The organism is Chryseobacterium sp. 1B4, assembly GCF_036631475.1.
GTDB lineage: Bacteria > Bacteroidota > Bacteroidia > Flavobacteriales > Weeksellaceae > Chryseobacterium.
In genome coordinates, this window is the sequence record NZ_JAPNUF010000003.1 from 233,974 (window position 1) to 254,149 (window position 20,176).

Annotated in this window: 17 protein-coding genes, 1 tRNA gene and 2 pseudogenes; 13 read left to right on the top strand and 7 right to left on the bottom strand. The window is 36.5% G+C overall.

All coding sequences use genetic code 11. The features are described from left to right. Positions 1-337 precede the first annotated feature (337 nt). From OWR28_RS03115 to OWR28_RS03160, 10 genes are all read left to right on the top strand, one after another. Entirely contained in the window at positions 338-1,951 is a 1,614-nt protein-coding gene (locus tag OWR28_RS03115; protein WP_332385447.1) for a T9SS type A sorting domain-containing protein, read from the top strand. Between the two features lie 7 nt (positions 1,952-1,958). Then, entirely contained in the window at positions 1,959-3,248 is a 1,290-nt protein-coding gene (locus OWR28_RS03120; protein WP_332385448.1) for a hypothetical protein, read from the top strand. After that, positions 3,230-4,339: a hypothetical protein gene (locus OWR28_RS03125; protein ID WP_332385449.1), complete on the top strand. Its 1,110-nt coding sequence runs from the start codon at positions 3,230-3,232 to the stop codon at positions 4,337-4,339. The genes OWR28_RS03120 and OWR28_RS03125 overlap by 19 nt, the downstream gene beginning before the upstream one ends. A 73-nt stretch (positions 4,340-4,412) precedes the next feature. Further along, the gene (locus tag OWR28_RS03130; protein ID WP_332385450.1) at positions 4,413-5,075 is read left to right on the top strand and encodes a hypothetical protein; all 663 of its coding nucleotides are present in this window, start codon (positions 4,413-4,415) and stop codon (positions 5,073-5,075) included. After that, positions 5,036-5,389 (top strand): hypothetical protein, encoded by a 354-nt coding sequence (locus OWR28_RS03135; protein ID WP_332385451.1) that lies wholly within the window; start codon positions 5,036-5,038, stop codon positions 5,387-5,389. The genes OWR28_RS03130 and OWR28_RS03135 overlap by 40 nt, the downstream gene beginning before the upstream one ends. 7 nt (positions 5,390-5,396) lie before the next feature. Next, positions 5,397-6,677, top strand: a complete 1,281-nt coding sequence (locus OWR28_RS03140; RefSeq protein WP_332385452.1) for a DUF6443 domain-containing protein — start codon at positions 5,397-5,399, stop codon at positions 6,675-6,677. Positions 6,678-6,763: 86 nt separating this feature from the next. Beyond that, complete coding sequence (locus OWR28_RS03145; RefSeq protein ID WP_332385454.1) at positions 6,764-8,950, top strand: RHS repeat-associated core domain-containing protein; 2,187 nt, start codon at positions 6,764-6,766, stop codon at positions 8,948-8,950. A 442-nt stretch (positions 8,951-9,392) separates the two neighbouring features. Further along, positions 9,393-10,850 (top strand): RHS repeat-associated core domain-containing protein, encoded by a 1,458-nt coding sequence (locus OWR28_RS03150; protein WP_332385470.1) that lies wholly within the window; start codon positions 9,393-9,395, stop codon positions 10,848-10,850. Positions 10,851-11,406: 556 nt separating this feature from the next. Next, positions 11,407-11,550 carry a hypothetical protein gene (locus tag OWR28_RS03155; RefSeq protein ID WP_332385455.1) on the top strand — a complete coding sequence of 48 codons (144 nt, stop codon included), beginning with the start codon at positions 11,407-11,409 and terminating at the stop codon, positions 11,548-11,550. A gap of 243 nt (positions 11,551-11,793) precedes the next feature. Further along, positions 11,794-12,186: a hypothetical protein gene (locus OWR28_RS03160; protein ID WP_105703970.1), complete on the top strand. Its 393-nt coding sequence runs from the start codon at positions 11,794-11,796 to the stop codon at positions 12,184-12,186. 410 nt (positions 12,187-12,596) lie between these two features. Here OWR28_RS03160 and OWR28_RS03165 read toward each other — a convergent pair. After that, positions 12,597-12,667: transfer RNA gene (locus OWR28_RS03165), tRNA-Gln, on the bottom strand. Positions 12,668-13,041: 374 nt separating this feature from the next. Between OWR28_RS03165 and der the strand changes: the two genes are divergently transcribed. Together der and upp are read left to right on the top strand one after the other, a co-directional pair. Continuing rightward, positions 13,042-14,352 carry a ribosome biogenesis GTPase Der gene (gene der, locus OWR28_RS03170; RefSeq protein ID WP_002976791.1) on the top strand — a complete coding sequence of 437 codons (1,311 nt, stop codon included), beginning with the start codon at positions 13,042-13,044 and terminating at the stop codon, positions 14,350-14,352. Between the two features lie 148 nt (positions 14,353-14,500). Beyond that, a pseudogene (upp, locus tag OWR28_RS03175) lies at positions 14,501-15,150 on the top strand (uracil phosphoribosyltransferase). Positions 15,151-15,152: 2 nt separating this feature from the next. Here the strand turns inward: upp and OWR28_RS03180 are convergent. The 6 genes from OWR28_RS03180 to OWR28_RS03205 form a co-directional block, all read right to left on the bottom strand. After that, positions 15,153-15,839 carry an alpha/beta fold hydrolase gene (locus tag OWR28_RS03180; RefSeq protein WP_332385456.1) on the bottom strand — a complete coding sequence of 229 codons (687 nt, stop codon included), beginning with the start codon at positions 15,837-15,839 and terminating at the stop codon, positions 15,153-15,155. A 103-nt stretch (positions 15,840-15,942) separates the two neighbouring features. Then, positions 15,943-16,596: a ComF family protein gene (locus OWR28_RS03185; protein ID WP_332385457.1), complete on the bottom strand. Its 654-nt coding sequence runs from the start codon at positions 16,594-16,596 to the stop codon at positions 15,943-15,945. Positions 16,597-17,053: 457 nt separating this feature from the next. Further along, complete coding sequence (locus OWR28_RS03190; protein WP_332385458.1) at positions 17,054-17,407, bottom strand: hypothetical protein; 354 nt, start codon at positions 17,405-17,407, stop codon at positions 17,054-17,056. Beyond that, a complete protein-coding gene (locus tag OWR28_RS03195; RefSeq protein WP_332385471.1) occupies positions 17,365-17,754 on the bottom strand; it encodes a hypothetical protein in 390 nt (129 codons plus the stop codon). The genes OWR28_RS03190 and OWR28_RS03195 overlap by 43 nt, the downstream gene beginning before the upstream one ends. After that, a complete protein-coding gene (locus OWR28_RS03200; protein ID WP_332385459.1) occupies positions 17,748-18,071 on the bottom strand; it encodes a hypothetical protein in 324 nt (107 codons plus the stop codon). Before OWR28_RS03200 ends, OWR28_RS03195 begins: the two co-directional genes overlap by 7 nt. After that, positions 18,031-18,405, bottom strand: a complete 375-nt coding sequence (locus OWR28_RS03205) for a helix-turn-helix transcriptional regulator (protein ID WP_332385460.1) — start codon at positions 18,403-18,405, stop codon at positions 18,031-18,033. The genes OWR28_RS03200 and OWR28_RS03205 overlap by 41 nt, the downstream gene beginning before the upstream one ends. Positions 18,406-18,530: 125 nt before the next feature. On the opposite strand from OWR28_RS03205, the pseudogene aceB reads away from it, so the two are divergent. Continuing rightward, positions 18,531-20,092: pseudogene (aceB, locus tag OWR28_RS26780) on the top strand (malate synthase A). Positions 20,093-20,176: the final 84 nt, after the last annotated feature.

Sequence of the window (20,176 nt, forward strand, 5' to 3'; positions counted from 1 at the left end):
TTTACTTTCGTAATTGTGATATAAAATATTCCAAATATTGAAGTTGAAAAATAACTATGAGCATTTTTATAAGATGATATAAATTCAATAGTATTTCACAGCTTCTTTGGAATTTCTTAATATAAAATATAACACGACAGGTTTCGTCGCTTTGCAGAGGTATCTTTGTTTTGTTAAAGAAAGTTAATAAAAATTACTTAGGGGTGAAGATTAAAAACCCTTAATTTTGAACACATTAAAAAACATAACTATGAAACAATAATTCGACTATACAATTTGTGTATTTCTATATACACAATACATCAATCAACATTTACTTAACATTAATAACACAAGTATGAAAAAACTCTACATGTGTGCATTATCTCTATGCACTATTACGGGCATATCTGCTCAGGAGATACTCTGGCAGAAAGATATAAAGTCCTCTACGCAGGATTTTCTAAGCCAGGTTACCACAACCATTGATCAGCAATATCTTATCACCGGAAGTTCTATACAGTCAGGAAGCGGGAAACCGGAGGCTGGAAGCAAGCAGAACAACGGTTACGATTTTCATCTTATCAAACTGAACCAGCAGGGTGAAGAGGTCTGGGAAAAATATTTCTCAGGACAAAACCATGATTATCTGTCAGCAACGGTTACCACGCAGGATGGCGGATTTCTTCTGGCTGGTACCAGCTATTCAGGAAAAGGGTTGGATAAAAAAGAGGATTCCAAAGGAGGATCAGATATCTGGCTGGTCAGAATCAATGAATTCGGGGATGAATTATGGCAGAAAACACTAGGAACTTCAGCAGATGAAGAAGCAAGAGCTGTGATTCAGGCTACAGATCAAGGATTCTTTGTTGCCGGAAACGTACAGGGCTCTTCAAAAGGATATGGCTCCAAAGATGTTCTGATCACAAAACTGGACAAAGACGGAAAAGAACTCTCACAGGTAATTTTAGGAGGAAAAGGTTTGGATGAAGTAGAGAAAATGATTCCAACCAAAGACGGAGGAGCATTACTGGGTATTTATTCGAGAAGTTCATCTGTTAAAACGAATAATCAGCAATCAACGATCAACACTAATACTTCGACTGATAAACCTGCAACCTATAACCTGTTATCTGCAACCTCAAAGCAGAGCGACAACTTTGGCGAAGGCGACTACTGGATCGTAAAGCTTGACAAAAACGGAAAAGTGGAATGGGAAAAGAATTTCGGAGGAAAAGGTGATGATCATTTGAGAACCCTTGCTTTAACTTCAACCGGCTTTATCATTGGCGGGGAATCCAGATCGGAAAGGTCAGGAAATAAAACCGTAGGGATTGAAGAAGGAACAGACCTTTGGCTGATTTCCTTGAATGAAAGAGGCGATGAACAGTGGCAGAAGTCTTACAATTTGGGTAACCGTGATATCCTGATGGGAATGAATGTAATAAGCGGGGAGTCTAAAGGCATTCTGCTGGGAGGTTACACGCAGGCAGAAGGAAGAGTAGAAACTGATGATGAGACGTTTTGGTTATTGTATACTGACCAGTTAGGGAACGAATCATGGAGAAAACACGTCAAAGGAGAATCCGGAAAGAAAGAAGAAAGGCTTTCCGATGTAAAGCTGAACAGAGACGGCTCTATTGTTCTGGCCGGAACCAGCGCAGAAGAACTGGGCAAAGAAAACTGGAAGATCGTCAAGCTGGGAGACAAGCAGGTTGATCAGCTCATTGAAAAATACGACATCAAAATCTATCCGAATCCTGTATCCGATTATGCTTACATAGAAATTGGCTTTGATTTTAAGGATGCAGATATTCTGTTGTATGACATGAGTGGAAGGCAGCTTCAGAGTGTTAAAACCAAAAACAACGTAACAAAAATCAATACCCAGGCTTTGGTACAAGGGGCTTATCTGGTGACGATAAAAACGGATAACAACAAAACGGCGAATGCCAAACTAATTAAGAAATAAATACACGATGAAAAAGAATATAATAGCTGTCATTGCATTAGCAACCATTTGGGGGACGGCACTTCATGGGCAGGCTTCCTCAGGAGGAAATGCAGCTAAAAGCTATGTAGGTGATATTAATAAAATATTTACGCCTGCTCCTACATCCAACAATCTGATGAAATTTGAAGAGGTGCCTGTAAGTTACTATACCGGAATTCCAGACATCAGTATTCCGCTTTTTTCTATTCCAACTACTGATTCTGAAGTATCTATTGCAATGCAGCTCAAATACCACCCATTGAGTGCTAAACCGGATGATAAAGCCGGAGAAGCCGGTCTTGGCTGGAACCTGATTGCAGGAGGAACAATTTCCAAAACAATCAGAGGCGGAGGTGTTGATGAAAAAGACAGGGTTATTGCATTCTCTAGTCCTCCCAAATCAAAATTTGGAATTTACAATCATACCTATAATCCAACTTACAAACTTTTGAATAATGAGACAATCAACATGGATGATTATTCATTTTTTGCCGGGTTAGGAAGATATGATACAGAGTATGACTTATTTCAATATAACTTTATGGGATATTCCGGAAGATTTTATATTGTAAAAGATGCTTCAGGAAATTATAAAGCAGAAAAACTGGACAAAAACAACCTTCAGATACGATTTGAGAATGACCCTGCCGGAGTAGTTAGTTCTTTTACCATTGTAGATGACAAAGGGATTAGGTATATTTTTAGTTCTATGGAAAGGTCTCAAAAGTCAATTAACAATATAAAAACAGGATTGACAACAGGAACCTCTGAAATTGATGGTAACCTTGAAATAGATGATTATTGGTCTTCCTTTCATCTTACTAAAATTACAGATCAGAATAATGTAGCTTTAGCTTTGTTTAATTACGATCTTTCTTGTGAAGTTAAGTTTCAGGAGCCCACTACCAAAACTGTCAGAAATGCAAAAAATGTAAATTATATTACCGGTGCAAATACAAGCGGAAACCCAGATGGAAATATGCCGGGAGCTATAGAAACTCAAACTATTTATAATACAACCAATACAAAGCTTTTAACAAGTATAGAAATTGTAGGTAAAGGGAATATAACCTTAAATTATGAAAAAGGCAGAATGGATTCGAATTACATTCAACCTGGGGAACTGTATAAGCTTAAATCCATTCAGACCAATTATTCTAGACAGACTCCAGGGCAGTATATCGACAAATATATTTTTGATTATGGATATTCGGATACCATCTATCAACCAGAAAATGAGGTAAGCTCATTAAAAAAATGGTGCTCAATAAAGTAATTAAAACATCTCCGGGCAATCAAAATGAGGAATATATTATAGATTATTATAAAAGCCAGGGATATCTAAGTAAAGACAATTGGGGATATTATAAAAGAAATCCTACCGATATAACTAATGATGTTATTAAATCCATAACCTATCCTACTAAAGGAAAAGTAATTTTTGATTTTGGCTCAAATGACTACAGTCATTTTTATGGAGGGGCATCCATGCAAGATGTAGCAGGATATTGGACAAAGCAGATTAATGAGGTTCCTATTCATTTCGGAACATTTGGCGGGGCTAAACAATCCTTTTTTACGGTAAACAGTGCACAGAATGTTAAAATACATTCTATGATCGGTAATCTGATTTATTATAACTGGATCTTCAAAATTTACAAAAAGACAGGTACTAATACTTTTGTTGAGGTTTATCAAAAAGGGGACGGTAACCAAACCTGTAATGTACCTCAGCCTCCAGCTTGTGAGGTATCTACAGTAAACCCTGATGGAGTAATTATCTCTGATTATACAGCTAATATTTATCTTGAACCGGGAACTTATTTTGCTTCATTGGAAGGGAGTTATTATCCATCTATTCAGGAAGATATAACTGATACTTTCTCAGCAACCACATCAGAAGACGTTTTTATCAATCAAATTAAAAAAAACGGCGGAGGGTTAAGGAGTAATGGTATTAGTTACTTTGACACTCCTGGATCTACAACCCCTGCAAAGGAGTTTGTGTATGATTACAGGGATATTGAATCTCCTCAAAAAAGCAGTGGTTCACTAGTATTTCCAGAACCTATAACAAGTTATTTTGACAGCTATACCTATAAAAACAAGGTGAGTGGTGCAGATATTTTTTATAAGGCTGACTTTGAAATAACAACAAATTTTAATATTATCCCTGTTGAAAAGACACAGGGCTCCGATGTAGGATATAAATATGTTAGAGTAAAGCAAATTGTAAAAGGAGCTAATAATAGCATGATCGATAATGGCAGCACATTATATCAGTTCAGATCACCTCTTGATTTTCCCAATCAGGAAGTCTGGCGCTTCAACCCCCGGTTATTAGCATTCCGAATCTTGATTATCTGAGAGGACAGCTTATTTCTCAAAAAAGTATAATTCATCCGGTCAGATTCTCTCTGAAGTAAAGACTGATTATTCCGTGACGGAAATCGAAAAAAATGATGGGATAAAATTACTGGATAATTTTTATCGAAATTCTATTGGAGAATATTTTATCTATAATACTTATCAGGAGCTATTATCTCAGACAGGAGTTTCAGTACAGCTTACGACTCCCTATAAAAATTACGAAAAGTTTGGTATAGCTTTACCTTCAAAGAAAACAGAAACATCATATTTTTATCAGAATGGGGTGCAGAGCTCGGCAACCAATACTACAAATAATGTCTTTAATGCTTTTGATTATCCTTCTTTGTCAACACAACTTTTTGCAGATGGCAGTTCTTTGGCTACCAGTTATCAATATGCTACAGAAAAAAACAATCAGATGATGATTGGTAAAAACATGGTGGGTATTCCGCTGGAAACCAAAACACAGCAAACCATAGGTAATACAACCAAAGTAGTATCGAGAGAAGAGACCATTTACCCAACCGCTTTGCCTCATGCGGTTACCGGAAACTTAGTGCTTCCCTTATCTGTAAATTCTTATGATAATTTGAGCCCAACTGTTTCTTCTAAAGAAGTTACCTATGAAAAATATGATGAAAAGGGGAATATTCTTCAGTACAGGGAGAAAGATGGCACACCTGTAAGTATTGTGTGGGGTATAACAAAACCAAGCCGATTGCCAAAGTGGTAGGCTCTACTTATAGCCAGATCGAAGGAATGATCAGTACTATCGTAACGAAATCCAATGAAGATGCAGCCGATCCAACCAAAGAAGCTGAATTACTGCAGGCTCTTGATGCATTCCAGCCGGCAGGAATGGTAACCACTTATACCTATGATCCTTTAGTGGGGGTAACCACGATCACACCACCTTCAGGAATAAGGGAGCTGTATGTCTATGACAGCGCCAACCGGTTGAAACAGGTTCAGGTAAGGGAAAGAGACAACGCCGGAACCTTCAGTTATAAGGTGGTTAAAGAATTCAAGTATAATTATAAGCAGTAAACACACCATGAAAAGAATAAAATTATTAGGTCTGCTGTTTACAGCGCTGACAACCTATGCACAAAGTACGACAGAAAACTATATACAATCCAAAACCTGTTTAAATGGTGATTGCAGTAAGAAAACGGAAACCATCACCTATTTTGACGGATTGGGAAGACCCAAACAGATCATTAGTGTAAAAGCAACCGCCACAGGAAAAGACCTGGTGACTCCTATTACCTATGATGCATTTGGAAGACAGGCTAAAGATATCCTTCCTGTTCCGGCTAACACCCTCAATTCGGCAATTCATACCGGGATTGTGAATGAGAGTACGGCTAATTCTTATTATGGAGCGGCCAATGCCTTCACAGAAAAGCAGATAGAAAATTCTCCATTGGACAGGATACTGCAGGTGGCCCAGCCGGGTGATCCGTGGAAGATGAGCAGCGGCCATACCCAGAAATTTAAGTATGAAACAAACCTGGGAAGTGAGGTCAAGAAATTTATCACCACTACGACAACCGGTACAGTAGGAACGGATAATAAAACCGTTTCCTCTGTATCGATAGTACCGGGAAGTGAGTTTTACGCTGCAGGGACATTATACAAAAATACGGTAACTGATGAAGACGGAACTCCTGTAACAGAATTTCAGAACGGGCGCGGTGAAACGGTGCTGGTACGCAGGACGGATGGAACACAGAATATTGATACTTATTATGTCTACAATGAATACGGGCAAAAAGCATTTGTGATTCCTGCACTGGCAGTAAAGAAAATTGAGCAGAATAACAATGTGGTTACCACCGATATTGTCAACAGCCTTTGTTACCAGTACCGATATGATGGCCAGGACAGACAGGTGGAAAAAAGACTGCCGGGAAGGGACGATTGGGAATCTGTAGTGTATGATGCTGCCGACCGCCCGGTCCTTACCCAGGACGTGAACCTTAAAAATAAAGGACAGTGGCTCCTGACCAAGTATGATGCCTTTGGACGTGTTGCCTATACCGGGCTTATTGCCGGTGGGGACAGAGCCTCAATGCAAAGTCAGATTGCCTCAAAGGTGGCAAGTGAAACGCTTTCCGATACAGGATTCAGTAAAAATGGCATTATGGTATATTATACCAACAATTTCCTGTCAGCTTTTACTACGGTGCTAACGGTTAATTACTACGACTCTTATCCAAGGGATACTAAGGAATTTCCCCTGCGAAGATCCTTGAGCAGTACGTTATCAATGAGGACAGAGCTATTAACGGCGGCGTTTCTACAAAAGGTCTTCCCACAGCTTCCTATGTAAAAAACATTGAGGATGACAACTGGACCAAAACCTATTTCTATTACAACACCAAAGGTGGGAAAGTTGCGGAGAAAAGCTGGAACCATTTGGGAGGTTATACCAAAAAAGAATTCAAGCTTGATTTCACAGGTGCTGTAGATGAAAGCTATACTTATCACAAGAAAGGAAGTGCAGATGCAGAAGTAGTGATTAAAGAAAGGTTTGTATATGATGACCAAAAAAGACTGCTGAAGCATTATCATAAGGTGAACAGTCAGACAGAAGAACTGCTGGTAGAAAACACCTACAATGATCTGGGGCAGCTTGTGAATAAAAAGACTGGGAATACCACCGGTACACCTTTGCAGTCAATAGACCAGAGCTACAATATCAGAGGATGGCTCACCAAAGTGAATGATCCTACGAATTTAAACGGGAAGCTCTTTGCCTATGAGATCAAATATCATAATCCTGTGTACTCCACAGTTTCTACGGTAAAATACAATGGGAATATTGCAGAAATAGACTGGCAGGCAGCAGATGGCAGACCGTTTAGCAGGTATAATTATCAATACGATGGATTAAACAGGTTAAAAAGCGGGATCTATTCTGAACCCAATACCACCGTTCCACAGAATAATTACTACAATGAAGCCCTAACCTATGATGTGAACGGGAATATCCAGACTCTAAAAAGGAACAGGCTTTTATCAAATGTGGGAGCTGTAGTGATGGATGATCTGGCATATACTTATGTGGGTAATAAACTTACCAGGGTTAATGATATTTCGGGGAATTATGGAGGTTATCCGGCCTCTGTATCAACTGCCATTCCGTATGACGGTAATGGTAATATGATCAGCCACGAAGATAGAGGAATGCTGCAGATAGACTATAATTATCTTAATCTTCCCAACTATATAAAGTTTAATAAATTATATAATACTCGTGATGGAAACAGTAATGTGAATACAAAATACCTGTACAATGCTGATGGAATTAAATTAAGAAAAATTTATATCTACGGAAGAGGAAGAACCAAATTAAAAACCATCGACAAGACTGATTATCTGGATGGATTTCAGTATACCAATGATGTTTTAAGTTTTGTCCCTACTTCTGAAGGATATTATGACTTTGTTAAAAATCTGTATATTTACCATTATACCGATCAGGTAGGAAACATCAGACTGGCGTATTACAAAGATGCTTCCGGAAACCTCAAAATAGACAGAACGACTAACTTTTATCCGTTTGGATTAGAGTTTGGTGATTATTTAGGAACTTCTCTTTCAATATCTCCCAACTATAAATACTCTACACAAGGGAAGGAAAAACAACAAGAGACAGGATGGAGTGATTACGGAACCAGAATGTATATGTCTGATATCGGACGATGGGTAGTACCAGATCTATTAAGTGAAAAATTTGCGGGAGTTTCAACTTATAATTATGTGTTAAATAACCCAATTCGATATGTTGATCCTGATGGTAATGCACCGGTTGATTGGGTTTTACAAAATATTAATGGTGTTTCAACATGGACATATATGGCAAATGTAAAGACTGTTTCTCAAGCTAAAGCAGCAGGAATTACAGATGCAGCAGCCGTATATTCTTATGCTAATATATCTGGGCAAGGATTTATGGGTACTGGAAAATATAGTTATTCATTAAACCAAGATGGTTCGGTAACAGATAATATAAGTGGTAACAATTTGGGCGGAAGCTTTTCTACTCCGGCAGGAACAAATATATCTACTGGAGCATATGTAGGTCAATGGGATGGAGGAAGTAAAGGACTCTGGGGAGAATGGGCAGCTTCAAATAACCTTGTTGGAAAAATTTCATATAATGTCACAAATAGTTTTTACTTAGGATTTCAAGTTTTGGATACAGGTAATTTTATGGGAGGTAAACATACTTCAGGACTTACAGGGCAACAAGTATATAGTAATTTGGATGGATCAAATCAATATAATGAAGGAGATAGAGCTCTTGCTTTTACCTCAACTTTTAATCCTTTATCATCAGAATTGAAAGTCGCTGGAGTAGGTCAGCAGGTTCTCCCTAAAACAGTTTTTAAATTAGCTGATAATATTGGGCCATTAAATGCTACAAAATTTTCTAGTACATTTAAAGGAACTGCAATTGCAAGAGCAGCTCCAGCAACAAGAGGAGCAATAAATAGGTATTTAAACAAAGGAATAAATCTGGTTAATAACTTTGGAATGTTTAAGTTAGGTACAACAAGTTTAATAAAACCCTTATCAGAGGACAAACACAAAAACTAAAAATGGGAATTTTTGAATTCATATTTCAACAAATACTTATCAATGTAATTGGTAATGGTATCTATTTTTTATTCCGTAAACTTATTGGGGATAGGAGAAATTATAAAGAAATACAAGATCAGACAGCAGGGTATATAAAATTTTTTACAGGCGTTGCATTTATTTTTGTAATTATAGTTTTAATGAAGAAGTTTATTAGGTAGAGAACGATATTATATTTGGTTATAATAGTTCCAATAATCATACAAATCTTTTACTAATATGGTCATGTTTCAAAAATGTTGGGTTCCATTTTTATTGGACTTTGGCAAAGAAAATTATAAATAAAATAATTTAAAAGCAGGTAATCAATAGGTTACCTGTTTTATAAATTTGCAATTACACAGATCAGGTAGGAAACATCCGACTGGCGTATTACAAAGATACTTCCGGAAACCTGAAAATAGACAGAACAAACCATTACTATCCTTTCGGGCTTGAGTTTGGCGGAGACTTGAATATTAATAATACAATATCTCCAGCCTATAGATACTCTACACAGGGACAGGAGAAACAAACGGAAACAGGCTGGAGTTCTTACCGATGGAGGAACTATGACGCTGCAATGGGAAGATTTTTTAATATAGATCCGTTAAGTGAAAAATACACTTACCAGTCACATTATAATTTCTCTGAGAATAGAGTTGTTGATGCAAGAGAGTTGGAGGGTTTGGAGCGCATCAGCATCCATACTGCAAGCTATGCTCCTTTCGATTCATTCGGAGGACCTCTACCAACACTTACCTATTATGGGAATCATTGGGGGTTTAGAGTTCAAGGGCCATTTGCTGGAGACGGTGCTGATAGAAAACCAGGTACTAATCCAAATGCTTCATCCAAAATCTATGGAAGAGTAGATTTGGACTTAGGGGCAAATTCGGCTAAAGATGCATTAGTAAATGTTGTGGCTAGAGGGTCACATTCTAAAGATTTATCCTCAGGAGAGACTACCTTATCTGAAGCTTCTTTAACGGTATCCTTAGTTAAAGATGAAAATCAGGTTAATTTAGATATGCATCTTTCAGGCAATAATGATTTGGTAACTCTTTCTCCTGATATAGATGTTAAGCCTTCAATGACAATAACAACAACTTCACTTTCAAATGGTAATAAAATGTTGCATATTAAAGGAACTGTATCTGGTGATCATTTTCCAGCGAACGAAACTTACATTACAGGCCAAAATGGACAAGGTGTAAGTCTAGGGAATTCGGGACCTCTTGGCGGAAAAATAAAAGAGCCAACTGCCTCACTTCCAGGAGACAACAATAGACCAATGTCTCAGTTTAATAAAATAATTTATTTAGATAAGGATAACAATATAACTCAACCTCCAAAAAATGGTAATATGAAAATAATAAATTTTTATTTGCTTTTGATACTAGCAATATTTTTAAATTGTAGTAATGGTTCTTCCAAAAGCATTTCTTATTATATTCCTAATCAACATAAAGGAATAATTATAATTATTTTTGAAGAAAAAATCAAAAAAGAATCTTCAAATTTCAATATTCCTAAAAATGGAATTCTATACAGTCCATATTTAAGAAATAAAGGAATTTTAAAAAATAAATTCTTTTATACAGAAAATCAGAACATCATTAAAGAAATCGAAGATTATGATTATCAAAAATATAATAATAAATTAATTGATGGGCAGACATATGTATTCGATTTTTTCGATGGAAAATTTAGCGTTAAATCTAAGGATAAATACAATAAAACTTCTAATAGTAGTGCTGATATGAAAATGTTAAATTGGATTTATTTTACTATTGGAGACAATATAAAAGAAAGAGCTACATTGCGACAAGAGGCAAATAAAGTTATTGATAGTTTACAAAAAGAACTAAATAAATAGTGAATAAAGTTTTCCCTTGTGAGCGTGTGTTAATATTGTAGACAGAATTAAAGAATTAGAGTTATTCAGAGATACGCAATGATAAAAACAAATAATAATGCAAACAATAATAACTCGAACTAACACTTTTCTCATCTTATTAACTTTTTTCTTCATTGCTTGTCAAATAAAGAATAATGTGGCTATTGATAAATATGAAAACTTATCCTTGGATGAGAAAAAGAAGTCAATCAATACTTAGAAGAAGTAAAAACTATATCAAAAAAAGATGATGAAGTGATTTTGATGCTTCAATACAATTGTTTTTTTGATAAGACTTTGGATGGAGACACTAAAGTAGTTAGTCGACAAACTGGAGCTTCAAATATTATTAAAGACGGAGAATCTATTATTAGAGGTTATACTCATAGAGGAAAAGATGTAGGATGGGACACTATAGCACTTGAATATTTTGGAGGAAGTGGACCTGCTCGCAGTCTATTTAGTGATTTTAATGATTCTAATGATGGACCTTTTGCTTCTCTAGATAAGCCATCGTTTAGCAAGAAAGGATGCAATGAATTCAAAAGAACCAAAAGGAGTTGTTAAAATGGATTATCTTCAAGCTAACCCCATCACAGCAAATTTTGATGGGTATGAGCAGATGTGGGGAAGATCAAATGTGTCTTGGTATAAATTAGGAGATGAAACACTTTTTTAATGACTGATTCTAAGTCACAAGAGTCATTGTTTTATAGATTACCAGTAAATAATTTTGAAAGAACCGAAGGAAAGCTAAAAAGCTTTGGAAATACATATCAGACTTATATATGGACTGAAAGCAACTCCGAAATTCAAAAAAGTAATTAACCCAACCTCAAAGAACGTTTTTAAACAAGCTATAACACCACCATCTATACTAACAAGACCTAGATTTTAAATCGAACAACTTAAATTAATAAATATGAAGAAAAGTATAAGTTTAATTTTATTACCTTTTTTATTTTCGTGCCAAAATATTAGTAATGAAGATATATATGGAAAATATTCACCCATATCATACAAAAATACATATGACACTTTAACGATTAACAAGGATGGGGTTTATAACAGAGTAATTTACAATATAAAAGGGAAGAAAGTGTTGAATTACAATTCGAAATACAAATTAGAAGGTAACACAATAAAGTTTAATGATTTTTATTTAAATTTTGATAAAGATTTAATTGCCTTTCCAGAAGATGTGAATGATACTGATATGACTTATACTACTTTTTTTGAGAAAAAAGATAAGAATATTGTACTTTGCTTTGGCTACCATGATGGGGAGAATTGTTATAAAAAGATTATAGAATAAAAAAAACACTAAGCAAAGTCCCCACTAGTGCAAATGTCTCGTTCGTTCTCAGATAATAAACAAAGAGGTTGTCCAAACTTTTCGGACAGCCTCAATTTTTGTTGATTTTATTCGTACCCCTATACAAGAGGAGTATATGAATATTTGATTCTCAGATGGTATATCTGACTTTTCGGACACTCACTTTTTTTATCTGATCTGAGATATAGATAATTGGTAATGTATGATTATTTTGGCAGTAATGGGCATTATTTCCGTAGCTAAAATACAATCAGATTAAAATAGATTCAATCGGGTTCACTCCAAGAGTTTTTAGAAAGACAGTGACCAAAATCGTGACCAAGTGACCAAAAGTGACTAAAATAAAAAAGCAACTTGCTGTAAATTAGCGAGTTGCTTTTATTTGGTTGTAGACCCACAGGGATTCGAACCCCAGATGACTGAACCAAAATCAGTAGTGTTACCGCTACACCATGGGTCTGTTTCTATGCCGCGAAATTATAGAATTTATTTTAAATATGAAAATCAAAATTAAAGATTCATTAACATAATTACTAAGATGACAGCTTTATGTATTGATATCCAAAGAATTATTTTTTAATAAAATTTTAAAAAAATCTTATCTACCCATGAACAGTAGGTTTGTGGATTTTACTTGCTCAATTTGATGAGTAGGGGTTCACTGTAATTTTTCCCTTGAATAATAATTTCCAGCCTCCATCTTCCTGCTTCCATCCTTCAAAGTTCAGTTAAATAATAAAACCTTATCTTTGCAAAAAAAATTGGGCTCCAAAAGTTGGAGTAACCCATTAATAACATATCCTGAGCACAGCAAAGGAGTATTAAACATTTTTTATGTCAAATATTGTTGCAATCGTTGGACGTCCCAACGTAGGAAAATCCACGCTTTTTAACCGTTTATTAGAAAGAAGAGAAGCCATTGTAGATTCTACAGCCGGTGTTACCAGAGACCGTCACTACGGAAAATCAGACTGGAACGGAGTAGACTTTACCGTAATTGATACCGGAGGGTACGATGTAGGTACAGATGATATCTTTGAAGAAGAAATCCGTAAGCAGGTACAGTTAGCAGTAGATGAAGCCACTTCTATTATCTTTATGATGAACGTAGAGGAAGGGCTTACTGATACCGACCACGAAATTTACAGACTTCTCAGAAGATCCAACAAACCGATTTATATTGTTATCAATAAAGTGGACTCTGCGAAAGAAGAACTTCCTGCTACTGAATTTTATCAGTTAGGAATCGATAAATACTATACACTTTCTTCAGCTACAGGTTCCGGGACAGGAGATCTGCTGGATGATATCGTTAGAGATTTTCCAACCACAGAATATAAAGATCCGTTTGAAGGGCTTCCTAAAATTACCATTGCAGGCCGTCCGAATGTGGGGAAATCTACCTTGACAAACGCTTTACTGGATGTTGAAAGAAATATCGTAACTGATATTGCAGGAACAACAAGAGACAGTATTCAGACTTTGTATAACAAATTCGGACACGAGTTTGTATTGGTGGATACAGCAGGGATGAGAAGAAAGTCCAAGGTAAATGAAGACCTTGAGTTCTATTCTGTAATGAGATCTATCCGCTCCATTGAATATTCTGATGTAGTGATCATTATGGTAGATGCTACACAGGGATGGGAATCTCAGGATATGAACATCTTCGGACTGGCTCAGAAAAACAGAAAAGGAATCGTAATCCTTGTTAATAAATGGGATTTGATCGAGGACAAACAGACCAATACAATGCGTGATTTCGAAAAATCAATCAAAGATAAAATCGGTCAGTTCCAGGATATTCCAATCCTGTTCGTTTCAGCTTTAACGAAGCAAAGAATTCTAAAGGCTGTAGAAGTAGCTATGCAGGTTTATGAAGACCGTAAGAAGAAAATTAAAACTTCAAAGCTGAATGAAGTAATGCTTCCGATTTTTGAAAATACACCGCCGCCGGCTTTGAAGGGAAAATATATTAAAATCAAATATTGTGTTCAGCTTCCTACGCCGTCACCGCAGTTTGTATTTTTCTGCAACCTTCCGCAATATGTGAAAGAACCGTATAAAAGGTTTACTGAAAATCAGTTGAGAAAAGAATTCGGGTTTACCGGAGTTCCGATCGAAGTATATTTCAGACAAAAATAATAGGAACAAATATTCATCAAAGTCTCCGGCAAGCGAAGCTTGCCGGAGACTTTATTTAATAACAGACTTAACCTGATCTTTCAATTCGTTTTTAGTTGTAATTTTGCAGGAATTAATTCAATGAACTGAAATTAAAAATATAATTTTCATGCTTACTATTTTATCGCAACATTTTTCTCTTGTCAACGAATGGATCAACGAACTTAGAAACGTTAATATCCAGCATGACCGGATGAGATTCAGAAGGAATATGGAGAGAATCGGGGAGATTGCCGCTTTTGAAATCAGTAAAGGACTGGAGTACAGGGAAATTGAAATTCAAACTCCTTTAGATACGATAAAAAGCAGGGAAATTGCTGTACAGCCTGTCATTACTACTATTTTAAGGGCTGGTGTTCCGTTGTTTGAAGGAATTCTTAATTATCTGGACAGAGCAGACTGTGGTTTTGTGGCAGCTTACAGAAAACATGATGCCAACGATTATTTTTCAATCAAGCAGGATTATCTTACTTGTCCAAGTATTGAAAACAGACCTTTGATTGTTGCAGATCCAATGCTGGCGACAGGAGCCTCTTTAATTGAAGCCATCAAAGATTTGCTGACTCATGGAAATCCAACCCAGCTTCATATTGTAGCAGCTATTGCTTCAAGGCAGGGTGTTGAAACCATTCAGAATGCCTATCCTGAAGCTCAGATCTGGGTAGGAGCTATCGATGAGCATTTAACTTCTAAAGGGTATATCACTCCGGGACTGGGGATGCCGGGGATTTGAGCTACGGAGAAAAACTTCAGCGGTAATTTTAAGAAAGGTTCCAGAAATCTTTCATTAAGCTTAACAATAAATCAGGCCGTACTTTATCCATGGGATGTTTGGTATCCGGGAGTACGGCTAATTTTGCATCAGGAAGGCTTCGGTAAACATGTGCGCTTTCCTCGATAGTAACCATATTGTCTTTATCTCCCACCATAACCTGAACCGGGATATTGATCGTAGCAAAATTATTTTCCAAAGGAGGGTTTTTGCCCAGATCAACCATTAATGCAGCAATAGCAGGAAGAAGTTCTTTCCATTTTGATCCATGTTGTGATTCTAAAAGCCGGGCATACTGAGGAACTTTCTCAAGAATGACATCAGGATTAAGCATTTTACTTTCTTTTAAAGCCTGCTCTTCAGTCCATTCAAACTTAGTTCCCAGGGTCATAACAGAATTTACATTTTCAGGATTTTTCATAGCATAGCAAAGTGCTATATAGCCTCCCATACTGTGTCCGAAAATTGATACATCCGCCAGGTTATTCACTTTACAATATTCCGAAAGTTCCTGCGTGTACTTTTCAATACTGACACCTTCTGTTGGCAGTTCGTTATTTCCATGACCTGAAAATAAAGGGGTGTGCACTGTAAAATACTGAGAAAGTACATTCAGATAAGGCGCGAAAATATCGCTGTGTCCCAGGGCTCCGTGTAATAAAAGCAGATTTGGCATAGCTGTTTAATTTTCTGAAAATTAGCGAAAAGAATTGAATGGTGAAAATAGACTGAGTAAACAGAGCTTAAATATAACCCGTATCCCGAAACCCGCATCTCCATCATATATCCACCGCCATCACCAAAACACTTACCTTATTGTCTCCGGCATTTAGAATCTCCCATGCAACGGATGAAACTGTATTGCCCGTAGTGAAAACATCATCAATCAGAAGAATATGCTTTCCGGTAACAGGCCGGGTGATGGAAAAAGTATTGACCGTTTCCAATCTGTGCTTCTTATCTTTTAAGGCCTGTGCTCTGGAATAATAATTTCTCCTGATTAATTCATGATCAAAAGGTATGTGATAAAATTTAGACAAAGTTTCAGTATATAAATGAAGCTGATTGTATCCCCGTTCTTTCAGTTTCTTTGGATGAAGCGGTACACTTACCAAAAGATCAGGATGGTCGTCTTGAAAATCCAGTTGTTCTGTAGTCCAGTCTGCCAGAATTCTTCCTGTTTTTTCCCGGCTTCTGTATTTTAGTTCATGAATAATCTTGCGGCTTAAGCCTTCTTCCTCAAACTGTATCAGTGCAAATGTGTTCTCAACAGGAAAAAATAAACTGCATTTTTCCTTTATCGGATTATTTCCAAAATAATGGTAATGGGTAAAATGAATCTGGCTGAAGCAAAGATCACAAACCAAAAGTTCAGCATCGATGATTCTGTTGCAGTGAATGCAGCGGTTGGGAAACAGTATATCTAATATCATAGTGTTTTTACTAAGATATAAAATTATTGTCAGTTTTTGCTTCGCAAAGTCAATGGTGAATAATTATTACCGTTAATATTCGCAAGTTTTGTTAGCTAATTTATATTGTTCGCAAGGATATTTTATCTGATAAAGGAAAAATTTTCGTTGCTGGGCGAAACGCCTTTGTGGCCAAACACTGTAAAACAGTATAAAAAACTTTGCGAATTTTGGGTTTGATATAAATAAGTTATCCGTAGATTTTAAACAATACATAAATCCGGATCACACATCTCGAATCCCGCACCGTACATAAAATTCACAAGCGAAGCGCATTGACGATTCACTATTCATCCATCAATTTTCAAATCTCTTCCTGATTTTTTCCACAGAACTCTTCATGCTTATGTTAAAATGCTCCTTTTCCAGCCTTACCGGCGGAGCTTGCCTTACTTCACAGTCTGCAATACTGCAGGATTCACAGGTAACACCTACATTGATGGTTTTTAAAGAAGCAGACTTGATAAAACCTATTTTTTATGGTTTGAGAATTCAGTAAAATGCCCAGGCAATAACTTCTGTTGCTTCCATCTGAAAAAGGGTTTTTTTGTGAAGTGGAAATCACCAGATAGCTTATTCCCTGATCTTTATAATGAGAAATCTGAGCGTCGGTTAAAGTTTCATTTTCCTTTAAATGATCAAGATTTTTCACAGCAATCCATCTTCTGCAGTAATGTTCATTGGTGGCATTGGCGTGAGGAGCCTGCTGGTGGTTAAGGTGAAGCTCCTTTAAAATCTGGATTTTATCAGAATTTTTCTTTTTACCAGGCATAAATAAAACAGGTCTTTAATACCCATTTCAGCTGAAAGAATATTGGTCAGCCGGTAATAAAATGTTTCGGGAGAGTGGGTGAAGCTGTTGATAAGATTTTCAAAATTTTCCGGCTCCCATTTGCTTTGCTGGAAAAATTCAGAGGTTTTTTCGATAACAGGCTCTTTAGAAATTAATAAAGCGCCCGCAAAATAAGACGCATAAAAATTATTCAGAATTTCTTCAAAGCTCCCGAAATCAAGCCATGAATATGTATTGGGCCGGTTTTTTAATTCCAGTACATTGAATCCAATTTCTTTAGCAAGAATGAATGTTTTCTGATCTTTTTCCAGTTTTTGATTCAGCAGTAAGAGTTTTTCTCAGGAATAAAAAGTGAGCGAAGATTATCCAAAGTGCCATATTTTTCAAAGTCTTCAGATTGAATCTTGTAACCAAACTTTTCTCCAAGAATTTTTTCCAGAATGTCAGGCTTTAAATTTTTCCCGGCCTCCAGCTTATTTTCCTTCGTGAATAAACTTACTTTTTCTTCAATTTCCGGAAAATAATTATCATACAGTTCCTGAAACGATCTTAACACGGCAAAATAAAACCTTTCTTTTCCAAGATTATAATTCTGTGAAATTTCAATCAGCGCATTGATAAAAGCGGTTACTTTTGGGTGCATCACTGATAATACTGATGAGGTTATTTTTGTTGATCCCGAACAGTTCCAACGGAACTTCCTTAAAGAAATCAGATTGCAGAATTTCATTGAAAGGAGCGAGGCTTTTATCAAGCTTGGTAGAAACCAGATCATCAAATGTGCAGCTCAGCGCTTCAGAAAGCTGGATGATCTTATCATGCTTTGGATATTTCTTACCATTCTCGATTTCATTAAGATAAGATTTTGATAATCCTGTCTTTACAGCAAGATCCTGCAAGGACCAGTTTCTTTTCTGTCTCTGCTGTTTCAGTTTTAGTCCGAAAACTGTTTTGATAAAGTCGCTTTCTGAATTCATTACCCAAATATAAATAAATAGATGCGATTATTCGCATAATATTTTTTAATAAATTTAGCGAACGTTCGCTATTTGTGAAAATTTTTATTTATGTTTGTAACATCAAATCACAAAGTCAATATGTTATGGAAACCAAGACTCAATTAGAAATAAAGGCTCAGAAACAATTTGAAGCATTTTTCACTCCGGATATGGTAGATTTTCTGATTGCCCTTCATCAAATTTCAATCATAAAAGATTAGAACTTTTAGAAGAAAGAAAAAAACACAGCAGAAATTTGACCAGGAAAGCTGCCCGTATTTTTAAAAGAAACAGAAGCTGTCCGGAAAGGAAACTGGGTATGTGCAGCACTGCCGGAAGACTTGCTGGACAGGAGAGTGGAAATTACCGGACCCGTTGACCGTAAGATGATTATTAATGCATTGAATTCCGGAGCTTCTACATTTATGGCTGACTTTGAAGACAGCAGCTCGCCGGTATGGGAAAATTGTATCCAGGGACAGATTAATCTTTCTGATGCTATTAACAGAACCATTGATTTTGTCAACGAAAAAGGCAAAGCTTATACCCTTAATGAAAAGACTGCTGTTTTGCAGGTTCGTCCCCGGGGTCTTCATCTTCCGGAGAAACATATTGAAATTAACGGAGAGAAGGCTTCCGGTTCCCTGATTGATTTTGGAATGTATTTTTCAGAAATGCCAAGACGCTTATAGAAAAAGGAAGCGGTCCTTATTTCTATCTTCCAAAGCTGGAACATTATAAAGAAGCCCGCTGGTGGAATGATGTTTTTGTTTTTGCCCAAAATTATCTGGGTATTCAGGAGGGAACAATCAAAGCTACAGTTTTAATAGAAACCATTACCGCTTCATTTCAGATTGATGAAATTTTATTTGAATTGAAAGAACACAGTGCCGGCCTTAACTGTGGCAGATGGGATTATATTTTCTCTTATATTAAAAAGTTCAGAAATCTTCCTGAATTTATTGTTCCGGACAGAGATCAGGTGACGATGACTTCACCTTTCATGAGCGCTTACTCAAAAAGAGTCATTGAAGTTTGTCACAAAAGAAATGTACATGCGATTGGCGGGATGGCCGCTCAAATTCCTGTAAAAGATGATGAAGGAGCAAACAAACAGGCTTTTGAAAAAGTAAAAAGCGATAAGGAAAGAGAAGTGAAAAATGGGCATGACGGAACATGGGTGGCACATCCTGCATTAGTTACTGTGGCTACAGAAGTTTTGACCAATACATGCCTTCAAAAATCAGATCGATAAAAAATTTGAATATCATATTACAGAAAGCAGTCTGCTGGAAATTCCCAAAGGCGATATTACCGAAAAAGGAGTTCGGAAAAATATCAATGTAGGAATTCTTTACCTTGAAAGCTGGCTGATGGGAACCGGTGCCGCAGCCATTTACAACCTGATGGAAGATGCGGCTACTGCAGAGATTTCAAGAACACAGATCTGGCAATGGCTGAAAAATGAAGCCGTTTTAAGCGATGACAGAACGTTGACCCGAAATATGGTTTTACAGTGGGAAAAGAAGAAATGGATCATATTGAAAAATATGTAGGGAAACCCGTTTCAGAAACGGAAAGTTTAATCTTGCCAAGAGCTTTTCAATGAGCTGATCTTTGTGAGAATTTTGAATTCCTGACACTTAAAGCATATCCTTTTATTTAGTAAAAATATTGGTTGATGGTTTTATAGTTGCTGGTTGAAGCCGGATCATCAATTTAACAGTAACAATATAACCAGTCTCTGGCA